The sequence below is a fragment of the Labilibaculum filiforme genome, from assembly GCF_002843315.1.
GTDB classification, from domain to species: Bacteria; Bacteroidota; Bacteroidia; order Bacteroidales; family Marinifilaceae; genus Labilibaculum; species Labilibaculum filiforme.
Genome location: NZ_MVDD01000007.1, coordinates 14,647 through 31,768, shown reverse-complemented (window position 1 = coordinate 31,768; position 17,122 = coordinate 14,647). Strand labels below are relative to the sequence as shown.

At 35.1% G+C, this 17,122-nt stretch carries 13 protein-coding genes; 6 read left to right on the top strand and 7 right to left on the bottom strand.

Annotation, left to right across the window (positions count from 1 at the left end; translation table 11 throughout):
* The first annotated feature begins 40 nt into the window (after positions 1-40).
* Positions 41-415: a glycine cleavage system protein GcvH gene (gene gcvH, locus BZG02_RS10975; RefSeq protein ID WP_101261483.1), complete on the top strand. Its 375-nt coding sequence runs from the start codon at positions 41-43 to the stop codon at positions 413-415.
* 254 nt (positions 416-669) lie between these two features.
* Here the strand turns inward: gcvH and infB are convergent, their stop codons facing one another.
* From infB to rimP, 3 genes are all read right to left on the bottom strand, one after another.
* On the bottom strand, positions 670-3,681 hold the full coding sequence (gene infB, locus BZG02_RS10970) for a translation initiation factor IF-2 (RefSeq protein WP_101261482.1): 3,012 nt from the start codon (positions 3,679-3,681) through the stop codon (positions 670-672).
* A gap of 61 nt (positions 3,682-3,742) precedes the next feature.
* The gene (gene nusA, locus BZG02_RS10965) at positions 3,743-4,978 is read right to left on the bottom strand and encodes a transcription termination factor NusA (protein WP_101261481.1); all 1,236 of its coding nucleotides are present in this window, start codon (positions 4,976-4,978) and stop codon (positions 3,743-3,745) included.
* 19 nt (positions 4,979-4,997) lie between these two features.
* Complete coding sequence (gene rimP, locus BZG02_RS10960) at positions 4,998-5,462, bottom strand: ribosome assembly cofactor RimP (RefSeq protein ID WP_101261480.1); 465 nt, start codon at positions 5,460-5,462, stop codon at positions 4,998-5,000.
* 355 nt (positions 5,463-5,817) lie between these two features.
* On the opposite strand from rimP, the gene BZG02_RS10955 reads away from it, so the two are divergent.
* The 5 genes from BZG02_RS10955 (at position 5,818) to BZG02_RS10935 (ending at position 11,297) form a co-directional block, all read left to right on the top strand.
* Entirely contained in the window at positions 5,818-7,086 is a 1,269-nt protein-coding gene (locus BZG02_RS10955) for an HD domain-containing protein (protein ID WP_101261479.1), read from the top strand.
* Positions 7,087-7,311: 225 nt separating this feature from the next.
* Entirely contained in the window at positions 7,312-8,349 is a 1,038-nt protein-coding gene (lpxD, locus tag BZG02_RS10950) for a UDP-3-O-(3-hydroxymyristoyl)glucosamine N-acyltransferase (protein ID WP_101261478.1), read from the top strand.
* Between the two features lie 57 nt (positions 8,350-8,406).
* Positions 8,407-9,798, top strand: coding sequence for a bifunctional UDP-3-O-[3-hydroxymyristoyl] N-acetylglucosamine deacetylase/3-hydroxyacyl-ACP dehydratase (locus BZG02_RS10945; protein ID WP_101261477.1), 1,392 nt, complete (start codon positions 8,407-8,409; stop codon positions 9,796-9,798).
* Between the two features lie 75 nt (positions 9,799-9,873).
* On the top strand, positions 9,874-10,656 hold the full coding sequence (gene lpxA / locus BZG02_RS10940) for an acyl-ACP--UDP-N-acetylglucosamine O-acyltransferase (RefSeq protein ID WP_101261476.1): 783 nt from the start codon (positions 9,874-9,876) through the stop codon (positions 10,654-10,656).
* A gap of 215 nt (positions 10,657-10,871) precedes the next feature.
* Entirely contained in the window at positions 10,872-11,297 is a 426-nt protein-coding gene (locus BZG02_RS10935; protein WP_245868083.1) for a transposase, read from the top strand.
* Positions 11,298-11,512: 215 nt separating this feature from the next.
* Here the strand turns inward: BZG02_RS10935 and thiL are convergent, their stop codons facing one another.
* The 4 genes from thiL to BZG02_RS10915 all read right to left on the bottom strand — a co-directional run bounded on the left by thiL (position 11,513) and on the right by BZG02_RS10915 (position 17,120).
* Entirely contained in the window at positions 11,513-12,559 is a 1,047-nt protein-coding gene (gene thiL / locus BZG02_RS10930) for a thiamine-phosphate kinase (protein WP_101261475.1), read from the bottom strand.
* 552 nt (positions 12,560-13,111) lie between these two features.
* Positions 13,112-13,588: a hypothetical protein gene (locus BZG02_RS10925; RefSeq protein WP_101261474.1), complete on the bottom strand. Its 477-nt coding sequence runs from the start codon at positions 13,586-13,588 to the stop codon at positions 13,112-13,114.
* 30 nt (positions 13,589-13,618) lie between these two features.
* Positions 13,619-14,905 carry an HlyD family secretion protein gene (locus tag BZG02_RS10920; RefSeq protein ID WP_101261473.1) on the bottom strand — a complete coding sequence of 429 codons (1,287 nt, stop codon included), beginning with the start codon at positions 14,903-14,905 and terminating at the stop codon, positions 13,619-13,621.
* A 22-nt stretch (positions 14,906-14,927) separates the two neighbouring features.
* Positions 14,928-17,120, bottom strand: coding sequence for a peptidase domain-containing ABC transporter (locus BZG02_RS10915; RefSeq protein ID WP_101261472.1), 2,193 nt, complete (start codon positions 17,118-17,120; stop codon positions 14,928-14,930).
* Positions 17,121-17,122 lie beyond the last annotated feature (2 nt).

The following is a 17,122-nucleotide window of genomic DNA, read 5'->3' as shown; positions in this document are numbered from 1 at the left end:
TGACCAGTAATTTAATACTCTTAATAAACAACATATTATCATGAATGTACCTGAAAATTTAAAGTATACTAAAGATCACGAATGGATTCGTGTTGAAGGCAAAGAAGCTTTTGTTGGTGTTACTGACTTTGCTCAAGGAGAGCTTGGAGATATCGTTTTTGTTGAAGTGGAAACAGAAGGCGATGAATTAGATAAAGAAGAAATATTCGGAACTATTGAGGCGGTGAAGACGGTTTCAGACATGTTTATGCCTATTGGGGGTGAAGTGTTACAGTTCAACGAAAAACTGGAAGATGCTCCGGATTTGATCAACTCAGATCCTTATGGTGAAGGTTGGATTGTTAAAATCAAAATTACTGATAGTTCAGAATTGAATGAATTATTAAGCGCAGCACAGTACAAAGAATTATTGTAATTCTTTTAAATATACAGTAACCCTTCTACACTTCGTAGGAGGGATTTTTTGTGCCCTTAAAGTTACACAGCTCAATTAGTAGTTTCCCATAAAGTTTGTAAGTAAAGTTGTTCCTGATTTTTTTGAATCTTTCTATCTAATAAAGAGTACATGTTGATTAGTAATTATGTTTCTATGGAAAAACTGTTTCAAAATTTCAGGTATAAAAAAAGCAGGCTACATAGCCTGCTTTTTATTATCTATAGAATTGTGTACTACAATTTCTTTTTCACTTCAATTTCTTCAAATGCTTCTACCATATCGCCAACTTTAATGTCGTTATATTTATCGATATTCAATCCACATTCATAACCTTTAGCTACTTCTTTCACATCGTCTTTGAAACGTTTTAGCGAACCAAGTACTCCAGTGTAAACAACAATACCATCGCGAATCAAACGGATTTTAGAGTTACGGTTGATTTTTCCATCACGAACAAGACAACCTGCAATATTACCCACTTTGGTAATATTAAATACCTCAACAACTTCAACAGTAGCGGTAATCTCTTCCTTAATTTCAGGAGAAAGCATACCTTCCATTGCTGATTTTAATTCGTCAATTGCATCGTAGATGATAGAGTACAAGCGGATGTCGATTTCTTCCTTCTCAGCAAGTTTTCTTGCTCCGATTGAAGGTCTAACCTGGAATCCAACAATAATAGCGTTAGAGGCAGTTGCAAGCAATACATCCGATTCGGAAATCTGACCAACAGCTTTGTGAATAACATTTACTTGAATCTCTTCGGTAGATAGTTTGATTAATGAATCAGAAAGAGCTTCAATCGATCCATCCACATCACCTTTCACAATAACATTCAACTCCTGGAAGTTTCCAATTGCAATACGACGACCAATCTCGTCAAGGGTAATGTGTTTTTGTGTACGAAGTCCTTGCTCACGTTGTAATTGTTCACGCTTATTAGCGATTCCACGTGCTTCTTTTTCACTTTCCATCACATTAAAGTTGTCTCCTGCCTGAGGTGCACCATTCAAACCAAGAATTAATGCTGGCTCCGACGGACCAACTTTCTCAATTCTATTACCACGCTCATTATACATCGCCTTAACGTGACCAGTATAACTACCTGCCAAAAGAATATCTCCAATTTTTAAGGTTCCAGCTTGTACCAGCAATGTAGTAACATAACCTCTACCTTTATCTAATGATGACTCGATTACCGATCCAATAGCACGTTTATTTGGATTTGCTCTAAGTTCCAGCATTTCTGCTTCTAAAAGAACTTTTTCTAGTAATTCTGCAATATTAATACCATTCTTTGCCGAGATTTCCTGACACTGGTATTTACCACCCCAGTCCTCAACTAAATAGTTCATATTTGCCAATTCTCCTTTGATTCTCTCAGGGTCAGCACCTGGCTTATCAATCTTGTTAATGGCAAATACAATAGGAACTCCTGCTGCACTTGCGTGATTGATTGCTTCAATTGTTTGTGGCATTACGTTATCATCAGCGGCTACAATAATAATAGCAATATCAGTAACCTGAGCACCACGTGCACGCATCGCGGTAAAAGCTTCGTGACCTGGAGTATCAAGGAATGAAACTCTTCTGCCATCATCAAGCTTCACGTTATAAGCTCCAATGTGCTGGGTAATTCCTCCGGCTTCACCGGCAATAACATTTGCATGACGAATATAATCCAGTAGCGAAGTTTTACCATGGTCAACGTGTCCCATTACAGTAACAATAGGTGCACGATCTAATAAATCTCCTTCTTCATCAACTTCTTCTTCAATTGATTCCTGAAGTTCAACACTTACAAACTCAGCTTTATAGTCAAATTCGTCGGCAACAATAGCAATGGTTTCTGCATCTAATCGTTGATTGATCGACACAAATAAACCTAATCCCATACAGGTTGCAATAATATTTGTAACCGGAACAGCCATCATAGTAGCAAGCTCATTTACTGTAACAAATTCAGTAAGCTTTAAAATATTTTTTTCAGCTTCAATTTGTTCTGCAATTCTCTCACGTTTTGCGCTTTCACTGTCACGCTTATCTCTACGGTGTCTAGATCCTTTAGATTTACCTCCTTTAGAAGTTAATCTGGCAAGGGTATCCTTAATTTGTTTTTGTACGTCTTCTTCGCTAACCTCTTTTTTAACGACTTTTTTCTTCTTCAGTTTGTTGAACTTAGCTGCTCCTGCTCCGGTTCCTCTTGGTCTGTCGCTTGGAGTTCCTGGTTTTCCAGATCTTCCCTGTCCTGGGTTAGCTATATTAACCTTTTCAGTATCTTTCTTAATTCTCTTGCGCTTCTTGCGCTGATTGGCAGATACTTTATCTTTATTACTACTTGGTTTTTTCTCAACTGGAAGTTCAATTTTTCCAACTACAGTAGGACCAGCTAGTTTTTGGGTAGAAGATTTGTAAATTTCTTCTTTTCCAGATGCTGGATTTTCCTGTGCTGAAGGTTTTGAAGAAGGTGTTTTTTGTTTCTCTCTTCTTTCAACCTCTTTTTCAGCTTTGGTTTTTTTGGTTGGTCTGGTTTTTTGATTTAAAGCAGATAAATCAATTTTGCCAACCACTTTAAGTTCATCTTTTTTCTCCTCTTTAGGAGCTCGAACTTTTTCCTCTTTTTTCGGGGTTTCCATTTTAACATTTTGGTCATCAGAAACTGGTTTTTTAACCGCTTCCGATGTTTGTTCAGTTTTTTCTTTTGGAGGTTTAACTATCCCAACCACAGGTTTATCTGTAGTAACCTCCGCCTTTGGTGCCTCTTTTTTAGGAGCCTCAGACTGAACTGGCTTAATAGTTTTTTCTACCTTATCTGGATTCGCTTTTGCTGCGACTTCCGGTTTTGTTTCTTGTGGTTTCTTTGCTTTAGGCTTTAATGCATCTAAATCAATTTTACCAACTATTTTTACAGGTTCTTTTTTCGGAACTACTTCTTCTGTTTTTACAACAGATTTTTCTTTACTATGAGTTTCAGACTCCGATTCTTTAGAAATTTTTTCGATTGAAACTGTCTCTTTTCTTTCGCGGGTATTTTTCAGATTTACCTTTTCAGATTCCTTTTTTAGATTCAAGTCAGAGCTATACTCTTTGGCAAGCATATTATATGCTTCTTCCGAAACTTTAGTATTTGGATTGGAATCAATCGGAATACCTTTTTTGTTCAGAAATTCAACAATTGTTGAAGTACCAACGTTTAGTTCTCTCGCTAATTTACTAAGTCTTATATTTTTATCGACTTTCACCATATTTAAAAGTTAACTGTTAAAATGTCCCGTTTCAAAAATTTACATCATGATTCTGAAGAATTTAATTATCGAACTCGGATTTAAAAATATTCAAAATCTCATTAATGGTCTCTATTTCAAGATCAGTTCTTTTTTCCAACTCCTCTGGAGATAAATCAAGAACGCTTCTTGCTGTATCACAACCAATCTTTTTCAACTCATCAATTATCCAGGCATCAATTTCATCCGTAAATTCTGATAAGTTTACATCTTCCTCGACTTCTTCTTCAGATTTCTCACGATATACATCTATTTCATATCCTGATAACTGACTTGCCAATTTGATGTTTAATCCACCTTTACCAATTGCTAAGGAAACCTCTTCAGGATCCAAATAAACTTCAGCACGTTTGGTTTCTTCGTTTAATTTTACCGAGGAAACCTTAGCTGGGTTTAGAGCTCTTGTAATAAATAACTGAGTGTTGGAGGTGTAGTTTATTACATCGATATTTTCGTTTCGTAATTCACGAACAATACCATGTATTCTCGATCCTTTCATCCCAACACACGCTCCAACAGGATCAATTCTTTCATCGTACGATTCAACAGCTACCTTAGCTCTTTCTCCTGGAATTCGAACAATATTTTTTATTGTAATTAAACCATCAAAAATTTCTGGTACTTCCAGTTCAAATAATCTCTCCAAGAAAACTGGAGAAGTTCTTGAAACAACAATAAGTGGACTGTTATTTTTTACCTCGACACGAACAACTACCGCTCTAACGGTTTCTCCTTTACGGAAATAATCAGATGGGATTTGTTCTGTTTTTGGCAGAATTAATTCGTTTTCTTCATCATCTAGAATCAAAATTTCTTTTTTCCAGATTTGATAAACCTCACCGGTAACAATTTCGCCAACCCGATCTTTGTACAAGTTAAAGATATTGTCTTTCTCTAATTCTAAAATTCGGGCAGAAAGATTCTGACGTAGAGTTAGAATCGAACGTCGACCAAAATCCATGAATTTTACTTCGTCGGTAACTTCTTCACCAACTTCGTAATCGGCATCAATTTTTTTGGCTTCAGAAAGTGATATCTGTAGGTTTTCGTCTTCTACTTGTCCGTCCACTACAACTTCTCTATTTCTCCAGATCTCTAAGTCACCTTTGTCTGGATTAATAATAATATCAAAGTTTTCGTCGGTACCATAATTTTTCAATAGAAGATTTCTGAAAACATCTTCAAGCACGCTCATCATAGTAGCGCGGTCGATGCTTTTCAACTCCTTAAATTCTGAAAAAGTTTCAATAAGGTTCATGTATTCAGCTATTTACTTGTTAAAAAGTAATAATGTCTTTTGTTGATTTAATTTGATCCAAAGTAAAAGAATAAGTTTTCACAACAAGTTGCTTCTTTTTCTTTCCTTCTACTTTCTCCATTTGTTCAACTTCAATTTCTATTTGATTTTCACCTACGGTGATCAGTTTCCCTGAAAATTTAACTCCTTCAGTTGTTAATACCTCAACATCTTTATCAATGTATTTGTGGTATTGCTTAAACACCTGAAAAGGTTGACCGATTCCCGCTGAAGCTACTTGCAATTCAAAGTCTTCAACTTCACGATCAAAATGTCCTTCGATAGCTTTGCTTAGCTCGATACAGGTAATGATCGGTACTCCTTTAAAGCTATCAATTACAACAGAAATAGCGTTTCCGGATGAAACACTTACATCAACCAAAAACAGGTCGGTGTCGGCAATTTCACTTTCAACAATTTCAGTTATAGTCTTCTTATCAATCATATGTCGGTTAATATCAATAAAATAGGGGACTTTTTGTCCCCTAAAGCTTACAATTTGCTTGCTTTTCGATGCAAAATTAGAGATAAATGTTCTAAAAAACAAATGACACACCTCTAAATTATTGTATTCTAATTGCTAATGAAAAATAATTCTTCTGAGGATGAGTTTTTTTGATGAATTCCAATTCCCTCTTTTGTTCAATTGGATGATTTTAACCCATTTGGCTAAATCATTCCTATCTCAGGAAAAATACTTTTTTAGCAAACGAAAATTAATTGGGGTTTGAATAGCACTAAGATAGGCTTTTTTCGCTACTTTTTATACATTTGATGGAATGCAATTGATACAAATGTGTATGACTTTAAAAACAAGCGGTAAGAAAAGAATTGTAAATGACCCTGTTCACGGATTTATTCATATTCCTTCCGGAATTGCTAGCGATTTGGTGGAGCATTCTTTTTTTCAGCGATTAAGAAGAATAAAGCAGTTAGGACTTACCTATCTGGTTTTTCCAGGAACTTTTCATAACCGTTTTCAACATGCTTTGGGAGCAACTCATTTAATGAGTCTCGCTATAGAAACAATTCGATCGAAAGGTCACGAAATTACTCCGGAAGAAGAAGAAGGAGTGAGTGTGGCAATTTTATTGCATGATATTGGACACGGACCATTTTCTCATGCGCTGGAGTATAGTATTGTTGATGGTATTACGCATGAACGGATTTCTGAACTATTCATGAGGCAACTAAATCAGCAATTTGGAGGTAGATTGGATTTGGCGATAAAAATATTCCGGAACGAATACCCAAAACATTTTTTGAATCAGTTGGTATCAAGTCAGCTGGATATGGATCGTTTGGATTATTTGAGGCGCGATAGTTTTTTTGCTGGAGTAACCGAAGGTGTTGTGGGGTCGGCTCGAATCATAAAAATGTTAGACGTTCGCAACGATCAGTTGGTAGTAGAGGCAAAAGGAATCTATTCCATCGAGAAGTTTTTGATAGCACGACGCCTAATGTATTGGCAGGTATATTTGCATAAAACTGTAATTGCAGCAGAAGAAATGCTTGTGCATGTATTAAAAAGAGCAAAATACCTTGCCGAAAGAGGAGAGGAATTATTTACAACTCCCTCTTTAGCCTACTTTTTGTATCATAAAGTAGGGGAATTGGAATTCGAAAATCCGAATGTTGTTTTAAATGGAAGAAGTGCATTGGAGATTTTTGCCGATTTGGATGATGATGATATCATGGTGAGTATTAAGGTGTGGGCAAGACATAAGGATAGGGTGCTTTCCTATTTGTGTAAATGTATACGAGACCGTAAATTGTTTAAAATAGAGATTCAAAAAACAGCGTTCACTAAAGAATATATTGATCAAGTAAAAAAAAGAGTAGGAGATTATTTTGGGTGTTCAAATCATGCTTTGGAATTTATGGTAATTTCAAATTCAATTAGTAATAATGCTTATAGCTCGGATGATGATCAAATAAATATTCTGTATAAAGATGGCACTCAGTGTGATATAGGCGAGGCTTCGGATATGTTGGATGCTTCGGTTCTTTCCAAAACGGTTAAGAAATATTATTTGTGTTATCCTAAAATACAGGAGGATAGGTTCTAATTTTTTAAGTCGTAAGGGGTGATTTCTACCTCATTTTTAAGCGTACTTTTTCTATGGATAAAGCAGGGAATAGGAGAAAAAATTTTAAGTGCATGAAATAATTATTAGATTTGCAGAAATTTTTTTCTTATAAATCAGCTATGTTGGATGATTTGTGCTTGGGATTTATAGTGTAAAAATGCCAGCTTTTGAAGCATTTAATGAATCTGATAAAAAATAGAACGAATGGAATTTACAGCAGAAGATATTGCAGAGTTTCTCAACGGAGAAGTTGATGGGAATGCTTTGGTTAAGGTAACCAATGTTTCCAGAATTGAAGAAGGGAAGCCTGGAACTCTTTCATTTTTAGCAAACCCAAAGTACGAACATTATATTTACTCAACGCAGTCGTCAATAGTATTGGTAAACAAAACTTTTGTAGCCGAAAGAGCAGTTGAAGCTACGCTTATTCGTGTGGAGGATGCTTATCAGGCCTTGGCTCAATTACTAGAAATGTATGAGCAAAGTAAGCCACAAAAGACAGGAATTGAAGAACCTTCTTTTGTGAGTAAGTCGTCGAAATTGGGAGAGAAAATTTACATTGGTGCTTTCGCATATATTGGAAGTAACGTTCAAATTGGAAATAATGTAAAAATTTATCCTCACACTTACGTGGGCGATAATGTGGTGATTGGTGACAATACTATTTTAAATTCAGGAGTTAAGATTTATGAAGGATGTAAGATTGGTGCAGGTTGCATTTTTCACTCTGGAGTAGTAATTGGTGGCGATGGATTTGGTTTTGCACCTTCATCAGAAAATAATTATAAGAAAGTACCTCAGGTGGGTAATGTGGTAATCGAAGATTTCGTGGAAATAGGTGCAAATACTTGTGTTGATCGTGCTACTATGGGATCTACAATTATCCGTAAAGGAGTTAAGTTGGATAACTTAATTCAAGTGGCTCATAATGTAGAGATCGATGAAAATACCGTAATTGCTGCTCAAACCGGTGTTGCCGGAAGCACAAAAATTGGTAAAAATTGTATGATTGGTGGACAGGTTGGTTTTGCTGGACACATGACTGTTGCTGATGAAGTAAAAATAGCTGCACAATCTGGTCTTGGAAAAAACATCAAAAAAGTTGGTACGGTGGTTCAGGGATCTCCAGCCTTCGAATTTGGTCCTTATCAGAAATCATATGTTTTGTTTAGAAATTTGCCTCAGATGAGACAGCAAATTATTGAGTTGGAAAAGGAAATAAAAGCATTAAAGGAAAAATAAGAGGAGGTTGTTCCTTCAATTATTGAACCTGAAATTTAAAAATATTGATGTCAAGTTATGGCAGATAAACAAAGAACATTAGCAAAAGAATTTACTTTAACAGGAAAAGGACTTCATACAGGATTAGAAGTTTCGATTAAGTTTGTGCCGGCATCCGAAAATCACGGATATCAGTTTAAACGAGTAGATTTAGAAGGTCAGCCTGTTATTGTAGCAAGTGCAGAATTTGTTGGAGATACTTCGAGAGGAACCGTATTGGAAAAAGGAGAATGTAAAGTTCAAACTGTTGAACATGCATTGTCTGCATTATATGGTTTAGGAGTTGATAACTGCTTAATTGAGATGAATTCTCCTGAGCCTCCCATTTTAGATGGAAGTGCCAGATTTTATGTGGAAGGAATTGAAAAAGTTGGTATCGTAGAGCAGAATGCTATTCGTGAGTATTTTGTACCTAAAGAAAAAATAACCTACAGGGACGAAGCTCGTGGTTCTGAAATCACGATTTTGCCTGATGATGAATATAGTATTGATACAATGATTTCATTCGACTCTAAAGTGTTGAGGAATCAGTATGCCCGCTTAAGTTCTTTAAAAGACTACAAAGAGGAAATCTCGATGTGTCGTACGTTTGTGTTTGTACGGGAACTAGAATTTTTATTAAACCACAATTTAGTTAAAGGTGGAGATTTGGATAATGCCATTGTTATAATGGACCAAATGATGGAGCAAAATGAGTTAAACCGTATTGCCGATTTATTCGACCATCAGCATGTTGAGGTAAAGGAAGGAATTTTAAGTAATTTGGAACTTTATTTTGATAATGAGTGTGCTCGTCACAAATTATTAGATGTGATTGGCGACCTTGCTCTCTGCGGAAAGTTTATTAAGGGAAGGGTTATTGCAACCTGTCCTGGTCATGGACCAAACACCGAAATGGCGAAATTATTAATCAAACGAATTAAGAAAGAAATGGGAAAAGATTCAGTTCCGGCTTATGATCCGAATAAGGAGCCTGTATTAGACATCGTTGGTATAATGAACTTGTTGCCTCACCGTCCTCCATTTTTGTTGGTCGACAAGATTATTGATATTCAAGACGATAGTATTGTTGGCGTGAAGAATGTTTCCATGAACGAGCCTTATTTTGTTGGTCATTTCCCAGGAGAACCGGTAATGCCAGGTGTTCTTATGGTAGAAGCAATGGCTCAATGTGGAGGGATTTTAGTGCTTAATCAGGTTGAAGATCCTGAAAATTACGGCACTTACTTCCTTACTCAGAACAACATTAAGTTTAGACGTAAGGTGGTGCCAGGTGATACTTTAATTTTTAAATTATCATTTTTATCTCCTATTCGTAGGGGAGTTGCTAACATGCGCGGTTTAGCTTTTGTTGGTGATACTGTTGTTGCCGAAGGTGAGTTTATGGCTCAAATCGCAAAGAAAAAATAATTAATTAGTTAGTAACTACTGCTACGCAATAACTTCCTAAAAGTGGAGTTTTGCATAAAACGAAATATAAAAAAGATGAAGCAACCGTTAGCATATGTACATCCTGAGGCGAAAATAGCTGATAATGTAGTGATTGAACCGTTTGTAACCATTGATAAAAATGTGGTAATTGAAGAGGGAACTCGTATTGGTTCCAATGCCACTATCATGGAAGGAACCCGTATTGGTAAAAATTGCGTGGTGTTTCCTGGAGCAGTTATTGGAGCTGTGCCTCAGGATTTAAAGTTTCGTGGTGAAAAAACGACTGTTGAAATTGGCGACAATACTACCATTCGCGAGTGTGTTACCATTAATAGAGGTACTGCCGCTAAAGGAAAAACTGTTGTAGGTAGTAACTGTTTGTTAATGGCTTATGTGCACGTAGCACACGATTGTGTTATTGGTAACAATTGTATTATTGGTAATGCAACTCAAATTGCAGGCGAGGTAATTATTGACGATTTCGCTATTTTAAGTGGATTGGTTGCTATTCACCAGTTTGTTCATATTGGTTCACACGTTATGATTTCGGGTGGATCATTGGTACGTAAAGATGTTCCTCCATTTGTAAAAGCAGGTCGTGAACCGGTTTCTTACATTGGTGTGAATTCAATTGGTTTGCGTCGTCGTGAATTTGGAAATGAAAAAATCCGTGAAATTCAGGATGTTTACCGTTACCTATACCAAAAAGGAATGAATAATTTTAATGCTCTTGAAGCTATAGAGGCTGAAATGCCTGCTTCTCCTGAGCGTGATGATATTATTCTGTTTGTAAAGAATTCGAAGCGTGGCATTATGAGAGGATATTTTCCTGAGTAATACCGATAGATAAAAAAAAACAAAAAGTGAGATCTTCAATTGAGGATCTCACTTTTTGTTTTTAAATGGTTGTAGGGGTGATTAATATTAAATGATATTGTTAACTTAAGTGCGGTTTAGCGCCACAAAGTGGCAATTTAATTCAGCCCAAAGCAATGCCTTGGGTCGATAAAGATATATTAATTAAACGCCCTGAAAGGGTAGCTTTATATTTTATGGCACAATCATTATCCAAACTGTTTGTTCACATTATTTTTCATGTGAAGAATAATACTATTAAAATAAGCAAGGAAAACCGAGCAGAATTGTATGCATATATTGGTGCCATTATAAAAGATAACGATTCAATTCCGATAATAATTAATGGAGTTGAAGATCATGTACATATATTGTGTATAATGTCCATGAATATTGCACTTGCAAAGTTGGTTGAAGAGATCAAGAGACATAGTAGTCGTTGGATTAAGACGAAGGGATCTAACTACTCAAAATTTGCTTGGCAAGGAGGCTATGTTGGCTTTTCTGTTAGTTTTTCTGTGTACGATAAAACGAAACAATGTATTGAAAATCAGGAAGAACATCATCTAAAACTGACATTTAGAGATGAATATCTTCTATTTTTTAAAAGAGTATGGAATTGAATATAACGAAGAATATTTGTGGAAGGATTAATATTGAGTACTGATATAATATGCCTAATTGTGTTGACTTCATGTCTATATATATTTAAGGAGTTTTGAGAGTTAAATAGGTATAAGTTGCCCTTTCAGGGCGTTTTTCTGCGAGCACAAAAATACCCAGGGAAATATCCCTGGGCTGAATTTAATTGGGCTTTCAGCCCGAATATTTAAAGCTTTTACTCTTCTCCAATTGGATTCCAGCCTTGTGCCTGTAATTCAATTTCTACTCCATCTCGTGTTACTAAATATTTTCCTTTCGAGATAGCCGTGATGTGACCAATCACTTTCACATCTTCGATTTTTTGAATTGCATCGAACTGATCCAAAGGAACAGTAAACAGCAATTCGTAATCTTCACCACCATTTAGCGAGAAAGTACTGTAATTCATATTTAGCTCTTCGGCCATTTTGTGCGTTTCATAGTCAACAGGAATTTTCTCTTCGTAAATCTGACAGCCAACTTTCGATTCCTCGCAAATGTGCATGATATCCGACGACAAACCATCAGAAATATCAATCATTGAAGTAGGAACAATCTTTGCTTCCTGTAAACGTTCATAAATGTCTTTTCGAGCCTCTGGCTTTAACTGACGCTCCAGAATGTAATCATGACCCGTTAAGTCGGGTTGCATGGCTGGATTGTTATCGAAAACGCGTTTTTCACGTTCCAGTAGTTGTAATCCTGCAAAGGCTGCACCTAAATTTCCGCTTACGCAGATTAGATCATTTTCTTTTGCACCACTTCGATAAGTCAATTGATCTGCATCAGCTTCACCAATTGCAGTAACCGAAATACACAATCCGGTTAAAGAGGAGGTAGTATCTCCACCAACTAAATCAACATTGTAATTTTCGCAAGCCAAATTGATTCCTTCGTAAATTTCTTCAAGAGCTTCCACAGTAAATCGCTTCGAAATAGCAATAGAAACCGTTACCTGCTTTGGCAAAGCATTCATGGCATAAATATCCGAAACATTTACAGCAATTGCTTTATAGCCTAGATGTTTAAGCGGGGTGTACATTAAATCAAAATGGATACCTTCCAGCAGTAAATCGGTGGTAACCACAGTTTTTTTATTCTGATAATCTAAAATAGCAGCATCGTCGCCAACACCCACATTGGTACTTGCGTGTTTTAGTTTTATATTTTTAGTAAGGTGTTTAATCAATCCGAATTCTCCTAATGTTGAGATATCAGTTCCTTTAGCATTGTTTTCCTGCATAGTATCCTTAATTATTGATATTTGCCTGCAAAGATAGCTAAAAATTGGAAATAGAATTGAGGGGAGCTGGGACGGGTTTTAGAATCTTGCCAGGCATTGTGATTGTTAACAATAGTTTTTTAGGTTCCAAGTCAAAACTTTTAGGCTCAATCGAGTATCGAACCACGATTCTTGTCAAACTTTTTGATCGGAAGTGTATCTCGATACTCGATTTTCGAGGGTGGAACCACACTTCGTGTTAAAATTTTTAATCGCAACCGTGTTTCGATACTCGATTTTCGTGCCTCGAAGCACGATACGGTGTGGTTTTTTTAACTCGAACCGTGGTTCAATACTCGGTTTGGGAGCTTCGATATTCGATTGCACCTAAAAAAGGCAGTATGCGCAGAGATGTGGCAAAAGAAAAGAGGCGGTCCAAAAAGGAAGAATTCGCATCGGGTTGTCCTATTGAGCGAAGTCGAAACATCTGTCTCTTAATACGGCAGATTCTTCGATAAGCTCAGAATGACAATAAAATGGAACTTTTTGGATCACCTTTTTTAATTCGAAATTTTATTCTTCTTCCTTTTGTCCGTTTTTATGATTTGGGAAGAACTGTTTTAATTCATTGTAAAGCGGCATGGCTTCCTGATCGTGTTCGCTGGTATAGTAACGAATTGCACGATAATAGGCCATTACATCCTGATAATTGTCGTTGTCCAGCAAAATTTTGGTGTCGTTTAATTTTTGTTGAATCTGAGCCACTTTTCGTAACATGTCTTCAATTACTTCTCTGGCTCTGAAATCTCGCTCGAACTCATCCAAGCCTACAAAATTAGGCACATACTTAGGGTTTTCATGCATAATTGCCCGTGCTTTATTCACCAATAATTTATTGGTTTCGTTTATCGAACCATAGGTGGAGCGCTGCTCGGGAGTTAAACCGGGTGCATTTTTATTGGCCGATGCCAACAAAGCATCTAAATGAGCATTGTTTTCGGTCAATTCTTCTGGGTTAAATGTGACCTGAATTAAGTCGTTGTTTTTCATTTTGAGTTGTTTTTTTAATTATTAACTATGTTAATTTTTGTGATAGATCATTTTAAGTGGATGTAATAATCGTTCTAATAATCTTGTGTCATCGGTTAAAATTTCGGCAATACCTGTCATTTTCTGATTAAATTTTAAATGTTCTCCATAATTTGATATAAGGCTATCAGGAATATTTAATTCTGCGGTATATATGGTATTACCGTTTATGGAAGAAGGGATAAGAGAAATGTTAGAGATAGTTCCTCTTAGCAGTCCGAATTCCATATATGGAAAATTATCTAATTTAATATTTACTGGTTGATTGATTTTGACTTTGCCGATACCTGTAGTTGGAATTTCGAGTCGTCCAATAATATTTGAGTTGTCTGTTGGGATAATGGTTGCTACGGTTTCGCCAGTATTAATGTTTTGATTTTTGCTCCAGATTTTTGTTAATGTGATTTCACCATTTATTGGAGACTTTAAGACAAATTTCATTTCCCAATTCTTAATTAAACTTTTAAGGTTTTCAATTGATTCATTTAGGATTATTTCTTGGGTTTGTTTCTCTTTTAAGTGTTGTAGGTTTAATTCACTTATTTTATGTTTTAGTTGATTGATTTGCATTTTTATATTTGCGAGAGAAGATTCTGTATCATTATATGATAATTTTTCTTGGAGGTATTTTTTTTGTGATTGTTCAAAATCTAATTTCGAATATATACCTTGATTAAAGAGATTTTTGTCTCTTTCATATTGTTCTTTCGCTAAATTGAGTTCTTGTATTTTAATTTCTTTTTGATTTTGAAGGATATTGAAATAAGTTATTTGGTCAGTAATATGACTATTTATTGAGTGTATTTGATTTTGATGATAATCTATTTTAATAAAACACATATAATCTTTGCAGAGCCTTAAAAATGATGTGTAGGCTGATTGTAATTCTCCTAACTCAAGTTTCCTTTGTATACGGAATTCCTGAGTATAATTTAGAGTGTCAAGAATTTCTTTTAAGATTTGGATATCATTATAGTTAGCTGTGTTTTCAATAATAGCGACGACATGGTTTTTATTTATTTGCTGATTTTCACTTACAAATAGACTCGTTATCATTCCGTTGGATTTTGCTTGCAATGCTACTGGTGGCGTTTTTGTGTAAAGAGTTATTTTTGCTTGTATTATGTCAGGATATTTGAAGAACCAAGTTCCGGAAATAACGAATATTATAATACAAAAAACGATACCTATTCCTATACGAACAATACGAGAGGGAACAGATCCGAGAATATCCTGTATTTCTTCACTTCTTATTTCTATATTTTTAGGTTTTTCCAAGTTGAAAAAATTAATTGTTATTTTACTTTATATCTTCTAGTTCAAGTTGATCTTCAACGAGGGAATAATAAGCACCCTGTTTTGCAATTAACTCTTTATGAGTTCCTATCTCTAGTATTTCGCCTTTTTTAAGTACGACAATTTGATCGGCATTTTTCACAGTACTAAGTCTGTGTGCAATTATGAGTACCGTTCTGCCATTAAAAAACTGATTAAGGTTATTCATAATGATTTTTTCATTTGTAGAGTCTAAGGCGTTTGTAGCTTCATCAAAAAAAATAAACTTAGGATTTTTGTATACAGCCCTGGCAATTAAAATACGCTGTTTTTGACCTTGACTTAGGCCGTGGCCTTCACCACCAATTTTAGTATTATAACCTAGTGGTAAATTCTCAATAAATTCTTGAATATTAGCGATCTTAGATGCTTCTTCAAGTCTTGTTTTATCAATGGATTCATGGCCTATAGCAATATTTGTAGCAATTGAACTATTAAAAATATAGCCATCTTGTAATACTGCACCAACTTGTCCTCGCCACCACGATTGGGAGTAGTTTTTTAAATGATTGTTACCTAATAATATTTCACCTTGCTTAATTTGGTAAAAACCTAGAAGTAATTTAAATAATGTTGTTTTACCACTTCCGCTTGAACCTACAATAGCAGTTACTTTATTTGGAGGAATTACTAAAGAAACATTTTTAAGAACTTTTTCATTATGAGGATTGTTATAATAAAAATCAACATTTTTAAGTTCTATCGTATGATTTGCTGGCATTATTGATGTGATAATTGAATCATCACTTTCTTCATTTTTAGTCTTGTGAATATCGCCGAGTCTTTCCAGGCTTATTTTGGCATCTTGTAAAGAGTGTAAAAATCCAATAAAATTATCTATTGGTCCATTTAACTGGCCAATGATGTATTGTATCGCTAACATCATACCTAAAGTCATATCACCTTTTATAACCGAATAAGCAGCGAAAAATGAAATGAAAATATTTTTACCACCATTAATAAAAATAGTTCCTGATTGCTGAAACTGACTAAGGGTTAAACCTTTTATACTTATTTTAAATAATCTCGCTTGAATATGCTCCCAACCCCATCTCATTTGTTTTTCTGCATTATGAAGTTTGATTTCTTGCATACCCTGAATTAACTGGATTACACTACTTTGTTCTGAAGAAGATTCCTGAAAACGTTTATAATCTAATTCTCGACGTTTCTTCATGAAAATTGAAATCCATAAAATATAGAGAGTCGAACCCAAAAGAAATATCATTAATAATTTCAACGAATACCAAGCAAGAACAGCTCCAAAAACAATTAGGTTAAAAGCGGAGAATACTGTAGATATTATTTGCGTTGTCAGGAAATCCTCTATTCTCGTGTGATCATCAATACGTTGTATTAGATCACCAGTCATTTTCGAATCAAAAAAACTAATTGGAAGCTTCATTAATTTTATCAAAAAATCGGATATTAGCGAAATATTAATTCTTGTACTAATATGTAATAATATCCATGAGCTAATAAACTCGACTGACATTTGACTGATCAATAGAATCATTTGAGCGATGAGGACGAGATAAACAAAATTCAAATTTTGATTAGATATTCCAAAATCAACAATGCTTTGCATTAAAAATGGAAGTATCAATTGTAATAAACTACCCACAGTAAAGCCTATAAAAAGCTGGATAATAAGCTTACGATGTGGACGAAGATATTCTAAAAGGAAGCCTACTTTTGCCTTATCTATATCTTCATCATTTTGCAAATAAAAATCAGGTGAAGGATTTAACAACAATGCAACACCTTTTTTTTCGCTATTTTCTACTGTACTTGCCCAATGTTTTATAAATTCACTTTTTGAATAATTTACTTTACCTATTGCAGGATCGGCAACAAAAACATTATTTGCTGTGATTTTGTAAACCACAACAAAATGTTCTTGTCTCCAATGAACAATAAAAGGGGTAACTTTTTCTTTTTCAAGCTTATCAAAGGTGGTTTTAACCCCTAATGTTCGCATGCCTATGCTTTCTGAGGCATCACTTATACCTAGTAAAGTTACCCCTTCTCTTGATATGTAAGTTCGACTTTGCAATTTGTGTGCATTATAATTCTTGCCATAATATTTGGCAATCATTCTTAAGCAAGTGGCTCCACAATCCATTGCATCGTGTTGGATATAAGTATTGAATTTCATAA

Bases quoted from the DNA above. Each gene is read 5' to 3' on its own strand.
- gcvH (WP_101261483.1), top strand. From the start codon at position 41: ATGAATGTACCTGAAAATTTAAAGTATACTAAAGATCACGAATGGATT.
- infB (WP_101261482.1), bottom strand. From the start codon at position 3,681: ATGGTGAAAGTCGATAAAAATATAAGACTTAGTAAATTAGCGAGAGAA.
- nusA (WP_101261481.1), bottom strand. From the start codon at position 4,978: ATGAACCTTATTGAAACTTTTTCAGAATTTAAGGAGTTGAAAAGCATC.
- rimP (WP_101261480.1), bottom strand. From the start codon at position 5,462: ATGATTGATAAGAAGACTATAACTGAAATTGTTGAAAGTGAAATTGCC.
- BZG02_RS10955 (WP_101261479.1), top strand. From the start codon at position 5,818: ATGACTTTAAAAACAAGCGGTAAGAAAAGAATTGTAAATGACCCTGTT.
- lpxD (WP_101261478.1), top strand. From the start codon at position 7,312: ATGGAATTTACAGCAGAAGATATTGCAGAGTTTCTCAACGGAGAAGTT.
- BZG02_RS10945 (WP_101261477.1), top strand. From the start codon at position 8,407: ATGGCAGATAAACAAAGAACATTAGCAAAAGAATTTACTTTAACAGGA.
- lpxA (WP_101261476.1), top strand. From the start codon at position 9,874: ATGAAGCAACCGTTAGCATATGTACATCCTGAGGCGAAAATAGCTGAT.
- BZG02_RS10935 (WP_245868083.1), top strand. From the start codon at position 10,872: ATGGCACAATCATTATCCAAACTGTTTGTTCACATTATTTTTCATGTG.
- thiL (WP_101261475.1), bottom strand. From the start codon at position 12,559: ATGCAGGAAAACAATGCTAAAGGAACTGATATCTCAACATTAGGAGAA.
- BZG02_RS10925 (WP_101261474.1), bottom strand. From the start codon at position 13,588: ATGAAAAACAACGACTTAATTCAGGTCACATTTAACCCAGAAGAATTG.
- BZG02_RS10915 (WP_101261472.1), bottom strand. From the start codon at position 17,120: ATGAAATTCAATACTTATATCCAACACGATGCAATGGATTGTGGAGCC.